Genomic DNA, 20,236 nt, shown 5'->3' on the forward strand with positions numbered 1-20,236 from the left:
GGCCGCGCTCCGCATCAGCCGTTCAGATGCTCGAGGCGCAGCTTCACCACCTGGCCGTTGATCGCATCCAGTGCCTCGATCCTGGCCAGTGCGGCGTTCACGTTCTTTTCAATCGCCAGGTGGGTGATGATGATGATGTCGGCGCGGCCGTCGTCGTTCACTTCCTTCTGCAACATCGCATCCACCGAGATGCCGCCGTCGGCCAGCAGGCGGGTTACATCAGCCAGCACGCCGGCCTTGTCCTGCGCGTCCAGGCGCAGGTAGTAGCAGGTTTCCACTTCGTCGATCGGCAGGATGGGCAGATTGGCCATCGCGCTGGGCTGGAACGCCAGGTGCGGCACACGGTGTTCCGGGTCTGCGGTGTGCAGGCGGGTGATATCCACCAGATCGGCAATCACCGACGATGCGGTCGGCTCGGCACCGGCACCCGGCCCGTAATACATGGTAGCGCCCACGGCATCACCCTTCACCAGCACGGCGTTCATCACGCCATCCACATTGGCGATCAGGCGCTTGGCGGGGATCAGCGTGGGCGCCACGCGTAGCTCGATGCCGTTCGGGCGGCGGCGGGTAACACCCAGCAGCTTGATGCGGTAGCCCAGCTCTTGCGCGTACTTGATGTCTGCGGCGTCGAGCTTGCTGATGCCTTCCAGGTAGGCTTTGTCGAATTGCACCGGAATGCCGAAGGCGATTGCGCTCATGATGGTGAGCTTGTGCGCGGCATCGTGGCCTTCGATATCGAATGTCGGGTCGGCCTCGGCATAACCCAGGCGCTGGGCTTCCTTCAGCACATCGGCAAAGGCGGCACCCTTGTCGCGCATTTCGGTGAGGATGAAGTTGCTGGTGCCGTTGATAATGCCGGCCACCCATTCGATCTTGTTGGCGGTCAGGCCCTCACGCAGCGCCTTGATCACCGGGATGCCACCGGCCACGGCAGCTTCGAATGCCACCATCACGCCTTTTTCCTGCGCCTTGGCAAAAATCTCGTTGCCGTATTCGGCAATCAGCTTCTTGTTGGCAGTCACCACGTGCTTGCCGTTTTCGATCGCGGCAAACACCACATCCTTGGCGATGGTGGTGCCGCCGATGAGTTCGACCACGATGTCGATATCCGGGTGGCGGGCAATGGCCAGCGCATCGTCCAGCAGCTCCACGCCTTCGCCCAGTGCGGCGCGCGCGCGTACCAGATCACGGCTGGCTGCTGCACGCACCACGATGGGACGGCCAGCGCGGCGGGCGATCTCTTCACAGTTGCGTTTCAATACGGTGGCGGTACCGCCACCAACAGTCCCCACACCACAGATGCCAACGTGTATCGGTTTCATCTCATTCTCTCGGTTTTGAATCCAGTTCTTGAAAGTGCGACGAGGCGTACCGGATGGCCGCCTCGCGTGAGTATCGCTATCAGGCCGTGCCGTGCCGTTTCCGGTAGCCGGCAAAGAAGCGGTCGAGGCGGTTCAGTGCCACGTGCAGGTCATCGGCATTGGGCAGGAACACCAGGCGGAAGTGATCCGGCGTGGGCCAGTTGAAGCCGGTGCCCTGTACCAGCAGCACTTTTTCTTCCTGCAGCAGTTCCAGCATGAACTGCTGGTCGTCCACGATCGGGTACAGCTTCGGGTCCAGCTTGGGGAACATGTACAGCGCGGCCTTGGGCTTCACGCAGCTCACCCCCGGAATGCCGGTGAGAAAGTCGTAGGCGATGTCGCGCTGGCGCGTCAGCCGTCCGCCCGGGCCCACCAGGTCGTTGATGCTCTGGTAGCCGCCCAGCGCGGTCTGGATCGCGTATTGCGACGGCACGTTGGCACACAGCCGCATGGTGGACAGGATGTTGAGCCCGTCGATGTAATCACGGGCAATCTTCTTGTTGCCCGAGACAATCATCCAGCCGGCGCGGTAGCCGCAGGCGCGGTAGTTCTTGGATAGACCGTTGAAGGTGACGAAGAACACGTCGTCCGCCAGCGAGGCAATCGAGGTATGCGTGGTGCCGTCGTACAGCACCTTGTCGTAGATTTCGTCGGCGTAGATGATCAGCTGGTGCTCGCGGGCGATCTGCACGATCTCCTTGAGCACATCATCCGGGTACAGCGCGCCGGTGGGGTTGTTCGGGTTGATGACGACGATGGCCTTGGTGCGCTCGGTGATCTTGGCGCGGATATCGTCCAGCGCCGGCAGCCAGTCGTTGGCTTCGTCGCAGATGTAGTGGCGCGGCTTGCCGCCCGCCAGGCTCACCGCTGCAGTCCACAGTGGGTAATCGGGTGCCGGCACCAGCACTTCGTCGCCATTGTTGAGCAGGCCCTGCATCGACATCACGATCAGCTCGGATGCGCCGTTGCCGATGTAGATGTCGTCCACCGTCACATCGGCAATCTTTTTTTCCTGCGTGTAGTGCATCACCGCTTTGCGGGCCTGGAACAGGCCCTTGCTGTCCACATAGCCCGCCGCATTGGGCAGGTTGCGGATCACGTCCTGCACCACTTCTTCGGGTGCATCGAAGCCGAAATGGGCCAGGTTGCCGATATTGAGCTTGATGATGCGGTGGCCGTCTTCTTCCATCTGGCGCGCTCGCTCCGGCACCGGGCCACGGATTTCGTAGCAGACGTTGAGGAGCTTGCTGGATTTGAGGATGGCTTCCATGTGTTGTGCCGGATGCGTCAGGGAAACCTCGTATTCTAGCGAAAGAATGGCCTGCGCGGCGCGACAAACTCACGCTGATCCTGCCGGTACAGTTCCGTTAAAATGGCAGCTCGTTCAAGACGGTTTACGCCCCGGGTTTTTGCATGAAACTTCATCACACCTCCGTTGACCACCTCAACCAGTTCACCACTTATGGTGAGGACTTCGTGAAGGTTAACGGCACCGACTATCGCGGCAGCCTGATTGTCACGCAAACCGAAGTGCGCGAATGGCGCCCGGCCAGGTTCGAAGACCTGACCGAGGATGATTTTGCCTGCCTGCTCGAGCTGAAACCTGAAATGGTGCTGTTCGGCACCGGGCCGCGCATCCGCTTTCCGCACCCCCGGTTGTCGCGCGCGCTGGCCGCTGCGCACGTGGGGCTGGATGTGATGGATACCGGCGCAATGTGCCGTACCTTCAACATCCTGACTGCGGAAGACCGCCGCGTGGTGGCGGTGCTGCTGGGCGCCTGAGGCGGCTGTTGCCGGGCCGCATCTGCGCGCGTGGTAGCGGACGATATCTTTTCTGGAAGAAGCGCGGTGGGCGGCGCCGCGCCGGGTGCACGGCCGGTGGCTTGGCCGTTAAGCCGGTAGCGCCACTGCGACATACTGCCCGGCAAAGCGCAGCACCGGCGCGTTGCGCTGATCGTGGATGACCACGTTCACCGCCAGCCTGGCCTTGCCACGGCGCGCCAGCGTGGCCGCAAAGCGCTGCAGGGTGGCCGCATCGATGGTTTGCACCTGCGTCAGCAGGTTGCCGGTCAGTGGCGTGATGAAATCGGCGTTGCCGCTTTGGATCACCACATCGTAGCCATCGCCCGCGGCCAGGTTGGTAGCCATCCAGCCAGCAATGGTGGCCAGCGTGGACAGGCTGCCGCCAAACGCGGTGCCATGATCGTTGCGGTTGGGGCCGAACGGCGCCACCAGTTGCCACCTCTCCGCATCGCCTTGCACCACCACCTGCATGGCCGCAAGAACAGGAAAGCCGCCGGTGAGGCGGCTTGTCCAGTGTGCGGCAAACGCGCTTGCAGCACCCATGCCTTACTCTTTGGCGATGACCGGTGTTCTGGGTGGCAGGAACAGCGCGGCAATCTGCTGCTGCGGCTTGCTGCGGATCAGCGGCATGTTGGGGATGTCCAACTCATCCGGGCGCAGGCGTTCACGGCGCGGGGCCACTTCGGCGCGCGGGGCGGCCGCATAGGTGCGGTGCTCGTTGCTGTCCGGGCGGGCGCCACGTTCGTGATGGCGGCCAAAGCTGCGGTCGGCCGGGCGATCGCTGCGCTCCGATTTGCGCTCGTGCGTGCGCTCGTTACGCTCATGGCGTTCGCTGCGCTCCGGGCGGGCGGGGGCTATCTGCTGGGTGCCCGGCGAATAGCCCGGTACCGGAATCAGCGGCAGCTCTTTCTTGATCAGTTTCTGGATCAGCGCGTACGGCTTGTCTTCACCCGGATCAACCAGCGAGATAGCCACACCCTTGGCGCCGGCACGGCCGGTACGGCCAATGCGGTGCACGTAGTCTTCCGGGCTGTTGGGCAGCTCGAAGTTCACCACGTAGGGCAGCTCGGAAATATCCAGACCACGCGCGGCCACATCGGTGGCTACCAGGATCTGCAGTGTACCGGCCTTGAAGCGCTCCAGCGTGTCCATGCGCGAACGCTGGTCACGGTCGCCGTGGATGGCCTCGCAATTGAAGCCGCCGCGCTTGAGCTCGCGCGATACCGTATCCGCGCCTTGCTTGGTGCGGTTGAACACGATCACCTGGCCCATCTGGTGGGTGCGGATCAGGTGTGCCAGCAGCGCCGGCTTGCGATACGTCTCGCACGGGTGCATCAGTTGTTCGACGTTGTCGTTGGTGGCGTTCTGGCGTGCCACCTCGACCAACACCGGGTCTTTGAGGAATTCGTTGGCCAGCTTCTTGATCTCGGGCGAGAACGTGGCCGAGAACATCAGCGTCTGCTTGCGGTTGGTCAGCAGGCCGATGATTTTCTTGATGTCGAGGATGAAGCCCATGTCCAGCATGCGGTCGGCTTCGTCCAGCACCAGGATCTCGACCTGCGACAGGTTCACGCTCTTTTGCTGCACGTGATCGAGCAGGCGGCCAGGTGTGGCCACCAGCACTTCCACACCGCCACGCAATGTGGCGGTCTGTTCCTTGATGTCGACACCGCCGAACACCACGTGCGGGCGCAATGCCAGATGCTTGCCGTAGGTCTTGACGCTCTCGAATACTTGGTCAGCCAGTTCGCGGGTGGGGGTAAGCACCAGCGCGCGCACCGGGTGGCGGGCAGGGGAGGCGCCGGTATTGGCGTGCGGGGCAAGCTTAGACAGGATCGGCAGCGTAAAGGCTGCGGTCTTGCCGGTGCCGGTCTGCGCTGCGCCAAGCAGATCGCGACCTGACAGCACCAGCGGAATGGCCTGTGCCTGGATGGGGGTCGGGTTCTCGTAGCCTTGCTCGGCCACGGCCCGCAGCACCTCGGGAGCAAGCCCGAGTGTGGAAAAAGTCATGCGTTCAATACTCCGGGGTGCACGTCATCGCGAGAAGTGCGCCAACAGCTTGATGGAAAAGGCAGAAATGTACACCAAGCCCTTGTTCCTGCATACCTTGAAGGGTTAATCGGCTAAACTTGCGGCCAACTTAGATCGAGGGTTCCGCCATGTATGATACCGCCCAGCAACAGCTTGTGACCCTGCGCGACTGCCTGCGCTTCGCTGTCAGCCGCTTCGGTGAGGCGGAGCTCTTCTACGGCCACGGTACCGACAACGCCTTCGATGAAGCGGCCTATCTGCTGCTGTCCGCACTCAAGCTGCCCATCGACCAGCTCGATCCCTTCCTGGATGCGCGCCTGCTGGACGACGAGCGCGCCACGCTGATCGAGGCCATCCGCCGCCGCGCCGAAGACCGTGTACCGGTAGCCTACCTGACCCACGAGGCGTGGCTGGGTGAATACAAGTTCTTTGTCGACGAGCGCACCATCGTGCCGCGCTCCTTCATTGCCGAGCTGCTGTTCAACGATGCGTTCCAGCCGTGGATCGAGCACCCGGAGCTCATAAACCGCGCGCTCGATCTATGCACCGGTTCCGGCTGCCTGGCCATCCTGCTGGCCGATCATTTCCCCTCCGCCGAGGTGGATGCGGTTGACCTGAGCCCGGATGCGCTCGACGTGGCCGAAATCAATGTGGGCAACTACAACCTGGGCGAACGCATCGACCTGATCGATGGCGACCTGTTCGAGGGGCTGGCCGGCGAAACCTACGACCTGATCGTCTCCAACCCGCCGTACGTGGATGCGCCCAGCATGGACGAACTGCCGGCCGAGTACCGCCATGAGCCGGAGATGGCGCTGGGCAGCGGCGAGGACGGGCTGGACATCACCCGCCGCATCATCGAGCAGGCCACCACCTTCCTCAACCCGCAAGGCGTGCTGGTGGTGGAAATCGGCCATAACCGCGATGTGCTGGAAGCGCAATATCCGGCGCTCCCGTTCGTGTGGATGGAAACCAGCAGCGGCGATGGCTTCGTCTTCCTGCTGACGCGTGAAATGCTGGAAGAGGGTGGCTACTGAGCCCATTTTCTGAGGCATCAGGCCACCGTAGGCCCAGCCCGCTCCGCCACGGCTCTGCATCGTGGCCCGGCGGGCTTTTTCATGCCAGCAGCATCCGCATGACCAGGGCTGGATGCTGCCCGGATCGACCGATTTTCGTGCCGTTTTTCTGGTCTGGAATGACCGCTACGACTGTGGTGTTTTGCTATGAGGGCGTCGCTTTTTGCCACGCATGGCCGTTGCGTTTTGCTACACACAACAAACAACCCCAACAAACCTTCCACAACAAACTGTTGCTGGCGAACATCGCGTAGCGACATTCGCCAGTGGTCAGCGCCTGCAGGCAGACGCATGCCGCAGGCAAGCGTTACGGATTGGTATGGGGTGTAAAGCGAATGCCGATAATCCAGCGCAGACAAACTGCCGGATTGGCCAGCCATGCTCAATTGCCCATGTATCGCTCAAGTGGCTGCTTTACCCAGGCATTCATCACATCGGCATGCAGCGCATCCGCTGCGGCGTGCAAGGGCCGATCAACGCTGCGTGCGTGATGCTCAGGCGAGGCGGATATGGGCAACAACCTCGTTGCCCTTGCCCTGGTACTCCACCATGTCGAACGACAGCATGCGCGCCATCGAGATGCCGCGGCCGTGCGGATCGAACGCGCGCTCTGGCGAGAACTCCAGGAAGGGTTTCCAGTCGAAACCGGCGCCTTCGTCGGCAATCGTGAATTCCAGATGGCCGTCCTTGCGGGTAAAGCGCACGCACACACGGCGCTGGCGGTAATCGGGGTGGGCAAGCCGGCTGGCTACTTCGTCATGCCAGCGGCCTTGCTGCAGCAAGCGGGTTTTTTCGCTGTAGCTGATGCCCAGGTTGCCGTGCTCCACCGCGTTCACCAGCAGCTCGGACAGGCCCAGCGCCACCTTTTGCGGATTGGGGCAGGCGTTGGAGAGCAATAGCGTGAGCTGGCGGGCTTCATCCAGCGTCTGGAAGTGGAATTCGCCGTTCTGCAGCAGCCGGTAGGTGGAGGCCTGGTCGGACAGCTGGGCTTCCAGCTGCTTCTTTTCGCGGTGGAAGCTGACCGCTGCCGCCACGATGGCCAGCAGCATGTCGCGCTGGAACGGCTTGATCAGGTAGTAGTACGCGCCGGCAGCCAGGCCTTCGCGCACGTTCTCCGCCGCACCCACGGCGGTTTGCATGATCACCGGTACATGTTCGAACTCGGTCTGCTGCTTCAGGCGGGCCAGCAGCGCCATGCCGTCCATGCGCGGCATCATGCGGTCGAGCAGGATGGCGTCGAATGCCTTGTCGTGCGACAGCACGTTCCACGCAGCTTCGCCGTCTTCAGCGGTGAGCACGTCGTAGCCTTCATCCAGCAGGTGTTCGCTGAGGATTTCCAGGTTGAACGGCTCATCGTCCACGATGAGGATGCGGGCGCGCTCGCTTGGCGTCGGCATTGGCACTTCCTTTCTCGATCTATCGCTACCAGTTGCAGTATAACAAGGAAACCTGATACTGCTTACGCTGGCAGTACCGCATACAGTGCCGAAAATTCCGCAGCCAGCTTGTGTTTGCCCTCCATGAAAACCACCGGCACCGCGCGTTCGTGCGACTCGCGTATCCTGACCGACGAGGACAGAAATTGCGGCAATACCGGCAGCCCCTGCTCCTGCAGCTCGGTCACCATGCGCTGCGGCAGGTTGGCGCGTGGCTGGAACTGGTTGACGATGATGCCCTCCACTTTGAGCGCCGCATTGTGGTCGGCGCGTATTTCATCCACGCGTTCGATCAACCCCAGCAAGGCCTGGCGCGAGAACGCATCGCAGTCGAACGGGATCAGGCAGCCATTGGCGGCAATCAGCGCCGACAGCGTGAAGAAATTGAGTGCCGGCGGGGTATCGATCCACACTTCATCAAAGCGGTCTTCCAGCTCGGCCAGCGTTTCACGCAGCTTGTAGATCTTGTAGCGCGCTTCCAGCTTGGTTTGCTGCTCGGCAATCGACGGGTGCGACGGCAGCACGAACAAGTTGTCGAACGGCGTGGCGTGGATGAATTCGGCGGTGGGCTTGGCATACAGGCTGTAGTTGAGCATCTGGTCGAAAAATCCGCCCAGGTGCGGCTCTACGGTGCTGGCCGCATCACCCAGCAGGTAGCGGGTGGCATTGCCTTGCGGGTCCAGATCGAGCACCAGCACGCGCCGGCCGGCTTGCGCAGCTGCCGCGGCCAGGTTGACGGTGATGGTGGATTTGCCCACCCCCCCTTTCTGGTTGAATACCACGCGTTTTTTCATCGTTACACCCGCCTGATCCGGTTCACTGAATGCGGCTACTATAGGTAGCTTGCTGTGGTGCAACAAGCAATGCATTGCCGCCGCGCCGGGAATTGCGCGCTGCTTGCTGTGGTGCCCGCGATGCCGGCCCGCTGCCATTGCTGCCGCATCGGCATCGCGCATGCAAGGGTCCGGCCCTTGAAAGCACCGGCCATGGCCCCACCTTTGATGCCGCTGCGGCGCGCTGCGCCGACGATGTCCGCAATCGAGTTGTCAGGAGATTTGAGCAATGTCCAAGGAAACACTGGGATTCCAGACTGAAGTGAAACAGCTGCTGCAGCTGATGATTCACTCGCTGTATTCCAACAAAGAGATTTTTCTGCGCGAGCTGGTATCGAACGCGTCGGACGCGTGCGACAAGCTGCGCTTTGCCGCCACCCAGAATGCTGAGCTGTACGCCGGTGATGGCGACCTGAACATCAAGGTGGCGTTCGACAAGGACGCGCGCACCATCACCATTAGCGACAACGGCATCGGCATGAGCCGTGATGAAGTCGTTGCGCATATCGGCACCATCGCCCGTTCCGGCACCAAGGAATTCTTCAGCCAGCTCACCGGCGATTCGGTCAAGGATTCGCACCTGATCGGCCAGTTTGGCGTGGGTTTCTATTCTGCGTTCATCGTGGCGGACAAGGTCACGCTGACCACGCGCCGCGCTGGCGAAACCGAGGCCACGCAGTGGGAATCGGCCGGTGATGGCGAATACACGCTGGAAGCGGTGGAGAAAGCCGGCCGCGGTACCGAGATCGTGCTGCATCTGAAAGAAGGCGAGGACGAATTCCTCAACGACTGGCGCCTGCGCAGCGTGATCACCAAGTATTCGGATCACATCAGCCTGCCGATCCTGATGAAGAAACGCGCCGAGTACGATGACGAAGGCAAGGAAGTGCCGAGCGACGAGCTGGAAGCCGTCAACCAGGCCAATGCACTGTGGACGCGCAGTAAGGGCGAGATCAGCGACGAGCAGTACAAGGAATTCTACAAGCACGTTGCCCACGATTTCGAAGACCCGCTGGCATGGAGCCATGCGCGCATCGAAGGCCGCCAGGAATACACCGAGTTGCTGTTCGTGCCGCGCCGCGCGCCGTTCGACCTGTATGACCGCGAGCGCCGCCACGGCGTGAAGCTGTACGTGAAGCGCGTGTTCATCATGGAAGACAGCGATCGCCTGATGCCGCAATACCTGCGCTTCGTGCGTGGCGTGATCGATTCGGCCGACCTGCCGCTGAACGTCAGCCGTGAAATCCTCCAGCAATCGCGCGATGTGGACAACATCAAGACCGGTTGCGTGAAGAAGGTGCTGGGCTTGCTGGAAGACCTGGCGGAAAACCGCAAGGAAGACTACGCGCTGTTCTGGCAGGAATTCGGCAAGGTGCTCAAGGAAGGCGCCGGCGAAGATGCCGCCAACAAGGATCGCATTGCCGGCCTGTGCCGCTTCGCCTCCACTGCCGACGAAGCCGCTGGCGAAGTGGTCAGCCTGGCCGATTATCTGGGCCGCGTGAAGGAAGGCCAGGACAAGATCTACTACATCACCGCCGATACGCTGGCCGCGGCTAAGAACAGCCCGCACCTCGAAGTGTTCCGCAAGAAGGGCATCGAAGTGCTGCTGCTGGCAGACCGCGTGGACGAATGGCTGGTCAGCAGCGTGACCGAGTTCGAGGGCAAGAAACTGCAATCGGTGGCCAAGGGCGAACTGGATCTGACCCAGTTCGAGGACGATGCCGAGAAACAGCAGCAGGAAGAGGCAGCCAACAACCTCAAGGACGTGCTGGAAGCCATCAAGGGCGCGCTGGGCGAGCAGGTGAAGGATGTGCGCGTCACGCACCGCCTGACCGACAGTGCCGTGTGCCTGGTGGTGGAAAACCACGACATGAGCGGCAATCTGGAGCGCCTGCTGAAGTCTGCCGGCCAGGATGTGAAGGCCGCCAAGCCCATTCTGGAAATCAACCCGGAACACGCACTGGTACAGAAGCTGAAGGCAGAAACCGGTGGCGCACGCTTTGGCGACTGGGCGCAGTTGCTGCTCGACCAGGCCTTGCTGGCCGAAGGCGCACAACTGGAAGATCCGGCTGCCTTCGTCAAGCGCCTGAACCAGCTGGTACTGGCTTGATCGTAGCCCGCTAGTCATTGCCGTTGTCCAGAAAACGCCCGGTTGCTGCCGGGCGTTTTTCTTGGACCGGGTGTGACCGGCGGCATGGCGCATGTCGCCAGACCATGGGCATAATACCGGCGATTTCTTCCCCGGAAAGCAGCGCGATAGCGAGCTGACAAGATCGCGCTGCCGTTTCGTTCCACGCCGGCTTTGCTGCACTGCGCACCCGGGTGCTCCGCTTCGATCTGCAACCCAAGTGAGGATGCCATGCCCGCTTTTGCTTTCTGGAATCTGTACCGCCTGGGTGGCGGCTCCGGTGAAAACAAGAAAATCATCATCGAGGGCACGCTGGCCCAGCTATTCGATAGCCACAATGCCGAATGCGCATTCCTGTGTGAAGTCACCGGCGACGTGCAGCTCGGTGATGCTGCAGTGGGGCGGCAGTTGTATCAGGCAACACGCCGCGTGGGGCAACTGGCTTATTCGGCATTCAATGATGATATGTCGGCCCATGATCTGGAGAAGGCAGACATCGAGAACTTCAGTGATGTGTTCGGCGTGGCATCACTGAAAAAGGGCGGTAGCGTATTCAGCAAGCACAGCAAGCGGCCGGTTGCCTATGCCGGGCAGGTCGGCGGGGTGCATGTGTATATCTACCATGCCAATGCCAGCGCGAAGTCCGCCTTCCTGTGTGCGTGGGTGGCGGAATCGCTGAACCAGGATTGCGCCGGCAACTTCATCCTGGCCGGCGATCTCAATTGCAATCCGATGGAATTCGCTACCTGGATCCAGCATTGTTGCCATGCTGGTGGTATGGCGACCACGGCTTTCCAGACCAGTAGTGGCGGCCCTACCCACAATGCCAAGGGGGGCTTGCATAGTACCTATGATTGGGCGATTGCCGGCCCCGCCGTGGGTGCGGTTGTGGTGACGCCGGTGGACTATGGCGGCGTAGTCAATGGCATGGGCTTCGACGACGACCCGCGTTCGGATCACCTGCCTATCGTGGTGAGGTGGTAGCGCGCCTGTGTAGCGTACACCAGGGGTATGCGCTGGCGTGGCGCCGCCCGGTGCTTACACGTTGACGGGCTTGAACGGTGCCGGATTGCGACCGGCCAGATTGCGGTCGAGAAACTGCTTGCTGTCGCCCTTGAACTGGCCGAACTGCACGCCGGTGCGGAACATGTTGAATTCGCCCGACAGCACCGTATAGATCACGCGGCTTTTCACCTCGATCACCTTGGGCGGCTGGCCGGTGGCCATGGGGGGAATCGAGATCAGTACCGTCACCTTGTCGGTAACCGGCAGGCTGTGTTCGGAATGCAGGCTGAAGCCGCTTTTGGAGATGTCGAAGATACGGCCGCGGAACGACAGCCGTTGCTCGGTATCCTGGTAGATGATGGCTACTTTCCAGTTGACCAGGTAACGCGTTTCGCCGCGTGCTTCCCAGTCTGTCTGCAGGTTGTCGGTGTAGTCATCATCCATCGTGGTGGCGTCTTGCATGAGGGCTTGTCGGCATGGGTACGCTTCAATCATACGACAAAGTGTGCAAAATGCGCCGGGCGTATGCCCCGCAGCAGCGCACTGTGGCGCTGGCTACAACAACCGCTGCGCAATCGGGATTGCACTGCAGGCGGCACCAATGCAAAACGCCGGGCATCAGCCCGGCGTTTCTGTCAATTCTGGTGCCGACAGTGAGACTCGAACTCACACAGCCGAAGCCACTACCCCCTCAAGATAGCGTGTCTACCAATTTCACCATGTCGGCAGCACCAAATCGCCCGGCCTGTTGGGCCAGCGAGGAGCGCAATAATATACGCGCCTGACTGCGCTTGTCCAGCAGAGATTGTTCTATCGCCAAGCTGGACTTGCTGTGACACACTCGTTCAAATCTCCTCCTTCCACCATCCTTTCGTTCGCCTATGAGTAGCCGTCTGCGCACGCTGCTGGAAGACATCGGGCATCCGGATCGTTTTCCTGAAAAGCTGGCTGTCCAGTACCCGCGTATTGCCGAGAAAATCGCCGATATGTGGGGGAGTGACGCGCTCGAAGCGTATTTCGAGGAATTGCTGATCATGGATCGCAATGACAGGCAGGGTTTTCCGCCGGAAATCGGCGCGGAACTGATGCTGTTGTCGCTGGCTTACGATCAGTCGCGTCGCAACGCGCAGGATGAAGATGAAGATGTCTGGTCCAACGAGCTGATCAAGGCGCGGGATGAGCTGGAGCAACTGGGCTTCGAGCCCACGGTGCGCGATTTCCATCACAGCATCAGCACTGGCCAGCACCACGCAATCGATCTCTACCTGCGCGCGGGCATGACGCTGGAATCAGCCGATGAACAAGGCTGGACCCCCTTGATGCGGGTGGCCTTCGAGGGCAATACCGAGATGTTGCAGGCGCTGCTGCGTCGCGGCGCGCGCGCTGATGCACATGATCGGGACGGCTACGGGCCGCTGCACTGGGCTGCGCTGGCCGGGCATGATGAAGCGGTGCGTATGCTGATCGAATACAGCGGCGGTGTGAACAACACCAGCCGCAACGGCTTCACGCCATTGATACAGGCTGCCAGCGGCGGGCATACCGCAGTGGTGCAGCGGCTGATCAATGCCGGCGCGCACGTCAACCAGACCACGCTGGATGGCTGGACTGCCATGCACAAGGCGGTATCCAACGGCCATCTGGATGCTGCCATCAAATTGCTCGATCTGGGCGCAGACCCGCTGGCGCGCTATGTGGATGGCACCACGCCGCTGCAGATGGCTATCGACGGCAACATGCGCAAGCTGTGCGATGTGATCCAGCTCACCTTGTCGCTGCGCCAGCGCCTTGATAGCGCGGCCGTGGATAAGCCGCTTTAACCTGCAGGCCAGCCATGCTGACCGATCCCCCATTGTCCACTGATCCTTCATTGCCGATAACGCAACCCGTGCCCGCAGCACCAGTATTCCCGTTACCGCTTTTTTTCCGGCTTGCGCAGGGGCTGGTTTCGCTGGAAGTGCTGGCTTTCCTTGGCTGGACGGTTTATCTCGACATGCAGCCGGATGCAACGTGGCGCATCGAGACCTTGCTGACGCTGCTATCCGGGTTGGCGTTGCAGGTCGGACTATGGCGACGGTTGGTGTGGGGCAGGGTTCTCACATCCATGTTCGGTGTATGGGCCGCATTCACCTGGGCCGCCGTATTGCTGCCGGATCAGGACTGCCTCATTGATGATCCCTGTCGTGAACCATTGCTGTACCTGCTGGGCTATTCGCCGGCCGGCTGGATCAACTGGTGCATCGTCATGGCCGGGGCGCTGTTCTTTTTGCTGCCACTGGCGGTGATGGGCTGGCGTGCCGGCTATTTCCGGCGGCGCTATTGGTAGGCTGCGCTGCAGCAGAGCAGGTGAGCACGACCGCTTCTCGGCCGCACTGGCCTGCTGCTGGCGCAACAGGAAGTGATGCTGGCTGCGATCGCAGTTGCGGCAGTCTTCTCACAAAGCCTCCGTGCACGTAGCACCCCTTCTGTCGCCCTTCAGGCCCGCGATGCACCGTATCCGCTGGTCGCCAGCCGCGGTGGCCGATTGGCGGTGGTCATCGGCTTTGCTTCCAGCACCGTGGTGGTTTCGCTGATGCGGCCGTTGATGGTGCGGTAGACAAACTGCGTGAAGCCCAGCGTCTGTGCCAGTTGCCGTGCAGTTTGCCCGTGGGGCACAGGCTGCGCCGGCCGCAGTTGCGCAAATGCATGCGCAACCAGCCGCAGTGATTGTTCCGGGCGCGTGCGGTCGTCTTCGATATCCGTTTCCAGCTTCACGACGCGCCCGTCGTAGATGTATTCAATCTGAACCCGCATGTTAGACCCCCCGATACCATTATTTCAGCCTGAGCCAGCCTAAACCGGTTTGCAGCAGCGGCATTTAGGCGGAAGGATGCTTATGGCGTCAGATATTGATCGGAAGCGCGTGGGATGAGCGATATGCACAGCGGCGCTGCTGTTCGCTGATCGGGGGCGCCACCTCTGCGCAGGCAAGTGCTGTAGGACAGCCTTTACCAGTGCCTGAGTGCCCGATATGCTGCTTTCCATTCCGGGCTACCTGTCTGGCGGCCTGTTCCCAGCCGCGCTTTGCAATGCAAGGCGCCCCAGATTCAAAGCAAAATGAACAGCACAACAGCATCGACAGCAGAAGGCTATCCATTCCTGCACGGCGGCGGGCAGCTGGGTGAAATCATTGCCCGTTTCAATTGGGCCGCCACTTCGCTGGGCGATATCGCCCATTGGCCGCAAAGCCTCAAAACCACCGTTGCGCTGATCCTGCGTTCGCCGGTTCCTATCGTCACCCTGTGGGGCGAGGACGGCGTGATGATCTACAACGATGCCTATTCGGTATTTGCCGCCGGCCGCCACCCGCAGGCGCTGGGCGCAAATGTGCGCGAGGGCTGGCCGGAAGTGGCCGATTTCAACGACCATGTGATGAAGGTGGGCCTGGCAGGCGACACCCTTGCCTATGTGGATCAGGAGCTGACCCTGCACCGTTCCGGCAAACCGGAACAGGTGTGGATGAACCTGGATTATTCGCCATTGCTGGATGAGGCGGGCAAGCCTGCCGGCGTGATGGCCATCGTGGTCGAGACCACCGCCAAGGTGCGGGCAGAGCGCTGGCTCAGTGGCGAGCGTGATCGGCTCAGCGCCATGTTCGAGCAGGCGCCTGGCTTCATGGCCATGCTGACCGGGCCGGATCATGTGTTCACCCTGGTCAACGATGCTTATGCACGGCTGGTCGGACACCGTGAGGTACTGGGCAAGCCGGTAGGCACCGCATTGCCGGAGGCATTCGAGCAAGGTTTTGTCGGCCTGCTGGATCAGTTGTATGCCAGTGGCGAAACGTATTCCGGCACGTCCGTAGCGTTCTGGTTGCAGATGCAGGCAACGTCTGCACCTCAGCAGCGTTTCCTGGATTTTGTCTATCAACCGCTGAAGGACGAGCATGGCAATGTGTTCGGTATCTTCGTGCAAGGCTCGGATGTGACAGACCGTGTGCTGGCCGAGCAATCCGTGCAGCAGAGCGAACTCACTTTCCGCACCTTGGCGCAAGGGCTGCCCAGCCAGATCTGGGCGGCGCCGGCCAGTGGCGTGCTCGATTGGTTCAATGATCGCATCTACGAATACGCCGGCGCAGCCGAAGGCGATCTGGATGACGGCCAGTGGGCGCGGATCGTGCACCCGGATGATCTGCCCGCGGTGCAGCAAAGCTGGGCCGCCGCAGTGGCATCCGGCATTACCTATGAATCTGAATTCCGCGTGCGCCGGGCGGATGGCGCCTATCGCTGGCACCTGGTGCGCGCATTGCCGGTACGTGATGATGCCGATACCGTCGTGCGCTGGCTGGGCACCAATACCGATATCGAAGACCAGAAAGCCGCCGCGGATGCGCTGCTGGAACTGAACGCCACGCTGGAGCAAGCGGTGGCGCAACGTACTGCCGAACGTGATCGCATGTGGTTGCTGGCCACCGATACCATGCTGGTGGCCGATAGCCATGGCCTGCTGCTGACGGTGAACCCGGCCTTCACGCGCCTGCTGCAATGGACCGAGGCCGAGATAGCCGGCACGCCGTTCCTGTCGCTGGTGCACCCGGATGACCTGATGGATGCATCGGCAGAGGTCGCGTTGCTGCGCCAGGGGCAACAGACCTTCAAGCTGGAGAACCGCTTCCGCTGCAAGGATGGCAGCTACAAGATCCTGTCGTGGACGGCAGGGCTGGATGACGGTGCCATCTACGCGGTGGGCCGCGATATCACCGCAGAGCGCGAAGCCGCGCAGGCGATACGGCGTACCGAGCTGGCGCTGCAGCAATCGCAGAAGATGGAAACCATCGGCAAGCTCACCGGCGGCGTGGCGCATGATTTCAACAATCTGTTGCAGGTGATTTCCGGCAACCTGCAACTGCTGGCGCGCGAAGTACGCGGTAATCCCAAGGCCGAGCGCAGGCTGGATAACGCCATGGCCGGCGTATCGCGCGGGGCCAAGCTGGCCAGCTACCTGCTGGCGTTCGGGCGCCGCCAGGCGCTGGAACCCAAGGTAGTGAAAATCAGCCGTTTCATCACCGAGATGGAAGACATGCTGCACCGCAGCCTGGGTGAGGAAATCGAAATCGAACTGGCGATTTCCGGCGGGCTGTGGAATACCTTCGTCGATACCACGCAAGTGGAAAACGCCGTGCTCAACCTGTGCATCAACGCGCGGGATGCGATGGATGGTGCCGGCAAACTCACCATCGAAGTGGGCAATGCTTTTCTGGATGAAGCCTACGCGCGCAGCCAGACCGAGGTGACGCCAGGCCAGTACGTGATGATCGCCGTCAGCGATACCGGCAGCGGCATGACGCCGGACGTGCTGCATCAGGCATTCGAGCCATTTTTCTCAACCAAACCCGAAGGCAAGGGCACCGGGTTGGGGTTGTCCATGGTGTTCGGCTTCGTCAAGCAATCGGGCGGACACGTCAAGATATACAGCGAAGTGGACCATGGCACCACGGTCAAACTCTACCTGCCGCGTTCGTTCGAGACCGAGGATATGCCCGGTCAGCTTGGCAGCCAGGCCGTGGAAGGCGGTACCGAAACCGTCCTGGTGGCCGAGGATGACGAGGGGGTGCGCGGCACCGTGGTGGAAATGCTGACCGAGCTGGGCTACCGCGTGCTGAAAGCCAGTGATGCCGCCAGCGCGCTGACGGTGATCGATAGCGGCATTCCCATCGACTTGCTGTTTACCGACGTGGTGATGCCCGGTCCGTTGCGCAGCCCCGATCTGGCGCGCAAGGCGCGTGAGCGCGTACCCAATATCGCGGTTCTGTTCACGTCCGGTTACACCGAGAACGCCATTGTGCATGGCGGTCGGCTGGATGCGGGCGTGGAGTTGTTGGGCAAACCGTATACGCGCGAAGCGCTGGCCCGCAAGGTGCGCCACGTGCTGGCCAATCGCCAGCAACGCCAGCAGGTACTGGCGCGCCCGGAACCCTTGTTGCACGCGGGCGTGCTGCAGACGCCGCAATGCTTCCGCATCCTGCTGGTGGAAGACGAAGAGGATATTCGCGTGAATACCGCCGAGCTGCTCGAATATCTGGGGCAGCAGGTGACTGCCGCGCGGGATGCCGAGCAGGCACTGGCCGTGCTCAAGGCCAGTCCGGTGGACGTATTGATCACCGATATCTCGCTCCCCGGCATTTCCGGTGAGGCACTGGCCGCGCAGGCACGTGCGCTGTTGCCACAGATCAGCGTGGTGTTTGCATCCGGCCAGCATCATGACACTACGCTGGAAGGCGCAATGCAGCTGCGCAAACCCTACGATACCGCGTCCATTTCCTCGGTATTGCAGGTGCTTGGCAACAAGCCCGCGTAGCGGGTGGCGCGGAGCGGTTTAGCCAGGTTGGCCATCGCTCCCGCCGCGGAAAGTGCCATTGCCGATGTTGCGTGGCCATTGCGTGCGCCAATGCGTATGCGCGAGATGGCATCGTTTCCGGAATGAGAACCGCCAATCGCGCATGGCATGGCTAAACTGGAACGCCAGGCTGGCGATGCCTTCAATCGCGCCCGGCGCGCGTGGCGTTGCCCATGCCAGCCTGTTTTGAAGCACATCCTGCAAGGCCTGCAATGACCAGACTGTTTACGCTGCTGTGCATCCTGTTTGCCGCCGTTCATGCCCGGGCGGACGCGCTCAGGCAGTTTGATTTCGAGCCCGATCCGCAAGCGCAAGGCAATGGCAGCCGGAAGCCGGTATGCGGCTTTCCCGGCCTGAAGTTGCCTGCCGATTTTGCCGTATTTGCCGCCGGCAGCTATGGCGGTCGCCCGCTGGCCTACCAGATCGATCAAAGCGGCCATGAAGCCACGCAGATCGATGTCGCCGTCAACAACCCCGGCAAACCGGTGGTGCTGATGCTGGGTGCATATGAACCCACGGTGTGGCATATCGGCTGGTCCGGCAGAACCAATATCGTGGCGGTGCTGGTCAGCGGTTATCACCGCCAGGTGGTCGCCGGGCTGGAAAAGAGGGTGCCGGTGCTGAACAGCAGCTACGACAACCACGGCCCCTGTGGCTATTTCTATGTGAGCACCGATCATCTGGAGCCGCTGAACCCCATGGCCAAGCGCGTATTCGGCCGCGCGGTGGACATGGTGTACCCGGCCAGCAAGGGCAAGGTGGTGGTGGGCGAGCCACTGCAGCCCGGCACCGCGCTGCTGACCTCGGCGGAGGCCACGCCTGAATCCTTCAAGGACAAGAACGCACCGCTGGCCGGCCAGCAAGGCGTGGAAGAGGCGATCCGCAACGGGCAATTGCGCCAGGCCACCCTGGCCGATGCCGATGCATGGGTGGCCGCAGTGCAGAAAAATACCCCGAAACGCGATATTCCGCCGGTGGCGGGCGAGGGCGTGCCCAAGCCCCTGCGGCCAGCCACCGAGCGCGCCTACGTGGTGCTGAAGCCGTTCACCTACCCGGCGGGGCTGTATGGCGCGAATTCGGTCACGTTCTTCATCCTGAAAGGTGTGCCGCTACCCGGCGGCAATCCGGGGCATTCGATGGTGTATGACTTCAATACCGCCCGATGTGTGGGGGCGTTGTGCGAACGCCGCTAGCAATGGATTGCCGGGACGACGGGTTGCGCAGGCCAAGGCAGCCGGCGCAGATGATCAAGCCGCCCCCAGCTGCACTTCCTGCCTGATCCACGCCACGAACGCGCGTACCCGGTTGGGCAGCAGGCCGGCGTGCGGGTACACCAGGTTGATCGGTTGCGGCGGCAGTGCATACGGCTGCAGCACTTCCTGCAGCCGGCCGGCGGCAAGGTGTGGCGCAATCTGGTAAGACAGGAACTGCCCCAGCCCCAGGCCCGCCAGGCAGGCGTCCACTGCCGGCTGGCCGTGGTTGCATTCCAGGCTGCCGGATATCACCACGCGCCGCTCGCGGCCGCGGTCGGCAAACAGCCAGCCGTTGCGCCCGTTGCCGAAGAAGCGGATGCAGTTGGCGCGGGCCAGATCATCCAGCTGCTGCGGCGCGCCATGCCGCGCCAGCCAATCCGGGCTGGCCACCACCACGCGCCGTACCTCGCCCAGTTGCTGCGCCACCAGGCCGGAATCATCCAGCGTGCCGATGCGGATGCCCACGTCGATGCCTTCCTCCAGCAGGTTCACCACCCGGTCCAGCAACACCAGCCGGCAACTTACCTTGGGGTGGGCCTGCAGAAAGCGCGTGACGGCCGGGGCGATATACATTTGCCCGAACAGCACCGATGCCGTTACCGCCAGCTTGCCGCTGACTTCGCTGCGCTGGTCTTGCAGCCCGCGCTCCGCATCGTCCACCGCACTGAGGATATCGCGGCAGCGCGCCAGGTAGGCACGGCCTTCTTCAGTGAGTGAATGCCGTCGCGTGGTGCGGTTGAGCAAGCGCACACCCAGCGCCTCCTCCAGTGCCGCCAGCGTGCGCACCGTGGCCGGCAGCGATGAACCGAGCGCGCGCGCCGCGCCAGTCAGGCTACCTTGCTCGACGATGGCGACAAAGGTTTGCATCGCACGCAGCTTGTCCATGGCGCTCAGGGTGGGTTGGATGGCTGGATGATTGATCCGTAAAGTGG

At 62.0% G+C, this 20,236-nt stretch carries 17 protein-coding genes and 1 tRNA gene; 8 read left to right on the plus strand and 10 right to left on the minus strand.

What is annotated here, in order from left to right; genetic code table 11:
• Window positions 1-14: 14 nt before the first annotated feature.
• On the minus strand, window positions 15-1,325 hold the full coding sequence (locus tag IGB42_RS12735) for a homoserine dehydrogenase (RefSeq protein WP_159672128.1): 1,311 nt from the start codon (window positions 1,323-1,325) through the stop codon (window positions 15-17).
• Between the two features lie 79 nt (window positions 1,326-1,404).
• Window positions 1,405-2,634, minus strand: coding sequence for a pyridoxal phosphate-dependent aminotransferase (locus tag IGB42_RS12740; protein ID WP_159672130.1), 1,230 nt, complete (start codon window positions 2,632-2,634; stop codon window positions 1,405-1,407).
• Window positions 2,635-2,777: 143 nt separating this feature from the next.
• Between IGB42_RS12740 and IGB42_RS12745 the strand changes: the two genes are divergently transcribed.
• The gene (locus IGB42_RS12745) at window positions 2,778-3,146 is read left to right on the plus strand and encodes an Mth938-like domain-containing protein (RefSeq protein WP_159672132.1); all 369 of its coding nucleotides are present in this window, start codon (window positions 2,778-2,780) and stop codon (window positions 3,144-3,146) included.
• 108 nt (window positions 3,147-3,254) lie between these two features.
• On the opposite strand, the gene IGB42_RS12750 is transcribed toward IGB42_RS12745, so the two are convergent.
• Complete coding sequence (locus IGB42_RS12750) at window positions 3,255-3,710, minus strand: YiiD C-terminal domain-containing protein (protein WP_159672134.1); 456 nt, start codon at window positions 3,708-3,710, stop codon at window positions 3,255-3,257.
• A 3-nt stretch (window positions 3,711-3,713) separates the two neighbouring features.
• Complete coding sequence (locus IGB42_RS12755; RefSeq protein WP_159672136.1) at window positions 3,714-5,177, minus strand: DEAD/DEAH box helicase; 1,464 nt, start codon at window positions 5,175-5,177, stop codon at window positions 3,714-3,716.
• A 149-nt stretch (window positions 5,178-5,326) separates the two neighbouring features.
• Between IGB42_RS12755 and prmB the strand changes: the two genes are divergently transcribed.
• Window positions 5,327-6,235, plus strand: coding sequence for a 50S ribosomal protein L3 N(5)-glutamine methyltransferase (gene prmB, locus IGB42_RS12760; RefSeq protein WP_159672138.1), 909 nt, complete (start codon window positions 5,327-5,329; stop codon window positions 6,233-6,235).
• Between the two features lie 533 nt (window positions 6,236-6,768).
• Here prmB and IGB42_RS12765 read toward each other — a convergent pair.
• Window positions 6,769-7,671: a response regulator gene (locus tag IGB42_RS12765; protein ID WP_159672140.1), complete on the minus strand. Its 903-nt coding sequence runs from the start codon at window positions 7,669-7,671 to the stop codon at window positions 6,769-6,771.
• Between the two features lie 62 nt (window positions 7,672-7,733).
• Window positions 7,734-8,504 (minus strand): ParA family protein, encoded by a 771-nt coding sequence (locus IGB42_RS12770; RefSeq protein ID WP_159672142.1) that lies wholly within the window; start codon window positions 8,502-8,504, stop codon window positions 7,734-7,736.
• A 268-nt stretch (window positions 8,505-8,772) separates the two neighbouring features.
• On the opposite strand from IGB42_RS12770, the gene htpG reads away from it, so the two are divergent.
• Both htpG and IGB42_RS12780 read left to right on the plus strand, forming a co-directional pair.
• Entirely contained in the window at window positions 8,773-10,653 is a 1,881-nt protein-coding gene (htpG, locus tag IGB42_RS12775) for a molecular chaperone HtpG (protein WP_159672144.1), read from the plus strand.
• Window positions 10,654-10,902: 249 nt separating this feature from the next.
• On the plus strand, window positions 10,903-11,655 hold the full coding sequence (locus IGB42_RS12780) for a hypothetical protein (RefSeq protein ID WP_159672146.1): 753 nt from the start codon (window positions 10,903-10,905) through the stop codon (window positions 11,653-11,655).
• A 54-nt stretch (window positions 11,656-11,709) separates the two neighbouring features.
• Here the strand turns inward: IGB42_RS12780 and IGB42_RS12785 are convergent, their stop codons facing one another.
• Both IGB42_RS12785 and IGB42_RS12790 read right to left on the minus strand, forming a co-directional pair.
• Complete coding sequence (locus IGB42_RS12785) at window positions 11,710-12,138, minus strand: PilZ domain-containing protein (protein ID WP_159672148.1); 429 nt, start codon at window positions 12,136-12,138, stop codon at window positions 11,710-11,712.
• A gap of 180 nt (window positions 12,139-12,318) precedes the next feature.
• Window positions 12,319-12,403: transfer RNA gene (locus IGB42_RS12790), tRNA-Leu, on the minus strand.
• 154 nt (window positions 12,404-12,557) lie between these two features.
• On the opposite strand from IGB42_RS12790, the gene IGB42_RS12795 reads away from it, so the two are divergent.
• The gene (locus IGB42_RS12795; RefSeq protein WP_159672150.1) at window positions 12,558-13,496 is read left to right on the plus strand and encodes an ankyrin repeat domain-containing protein; all 939 of its coding nucleotides are present in this window, start codon (window positions 12,558-12,560) and stop codon (window positions 13,494-13,496) included.
• A gap of 14 nt (window positions 13,497-13,510) precedes the next feature.
• Window positions 13,511-14,002, plus strand: coding sequence for a hypothetical protein (locus tag IGB42_RS12800; protein WP_159672152.1), 492 nt, complete (start codon window positions 13,511-13,513; stop codon window positions 14,000-14,002).
• 149 nt (window positions 14,003-14,151) lie between these two features.
• Here the strand turns inward: IGB42_RS12800 and IGB42_RS12805 are convergent, their stop codons facing one another.
• On the minus strand, window positions 14,152-14,469 hold the full coding sequence (locus IGB42_RS12805; RefSeq protein ID WP_159672154.1) for a hypothetical protein: 318 nt from the start codon (window positions 14,467-14,469) through the stop codon (window positions 14,152-14,154).
• Window positions 14,470-14,772: 303 nt separating this feature from the next.
• Here IGB42_RS12805 and IGB42_RS12810 point away from each other — a divergent pair, with 303 nt between their 5' ends.
• Both IGB42_RS12810 and IGB42_RS12815 read left to right on the plus strand, forming a co-directional pair.
• Window positions 14,773-18,012 (plus strand): PAS domain S-box protein, encoded by a 3,240-nt coding sequence (locus IGB42_RS12810; protein WP_159672155.1) that lies wholly within the window; start codon window positions 14,773-14,775, stop codon window positions 18,010-18,012.
• Window positions 18,013-18,263: 251 nt separating this feature from the next.
• Window positions 18,264-19,244 carry a hypothetical protein gene (locus IGB42_RS12815; protein ID WP_159672157.1) on the plus strand — a complete coding sequence of 327 codons (981 nt, stop codon included), beginning with the start codon at window positions 18,264-18,266 and terminating at the stop codon, window positions 19,242-19,244.
• 54 nt (window positions 19,245-19,298) lie between these two features.
• Here IGB42_RS12815 and IGB42_RS12820 read toward each other — a convergent pair whose 3' ends face one another.
• Entirely contained in the window at window positions 19,299-20,189 is an 891-nt protein-coding gene (locus IGB42_RS12820; RefSeq protein ID WP_159672159.1) for a LysR family transcriptional regulator, read from the minus strand.
• Window positions 20,190-20,236 lie beyond the last annotated feature (47 nt).

Source organism: Andreprevotia sp. IGB-42 (assembly GCF_009848685.1).
GTDB lineage: Bacteria > Pseudomonadota > Gammaproteobacteria > Burkholderiales > Chitinibacteraceae > Andreprevotia.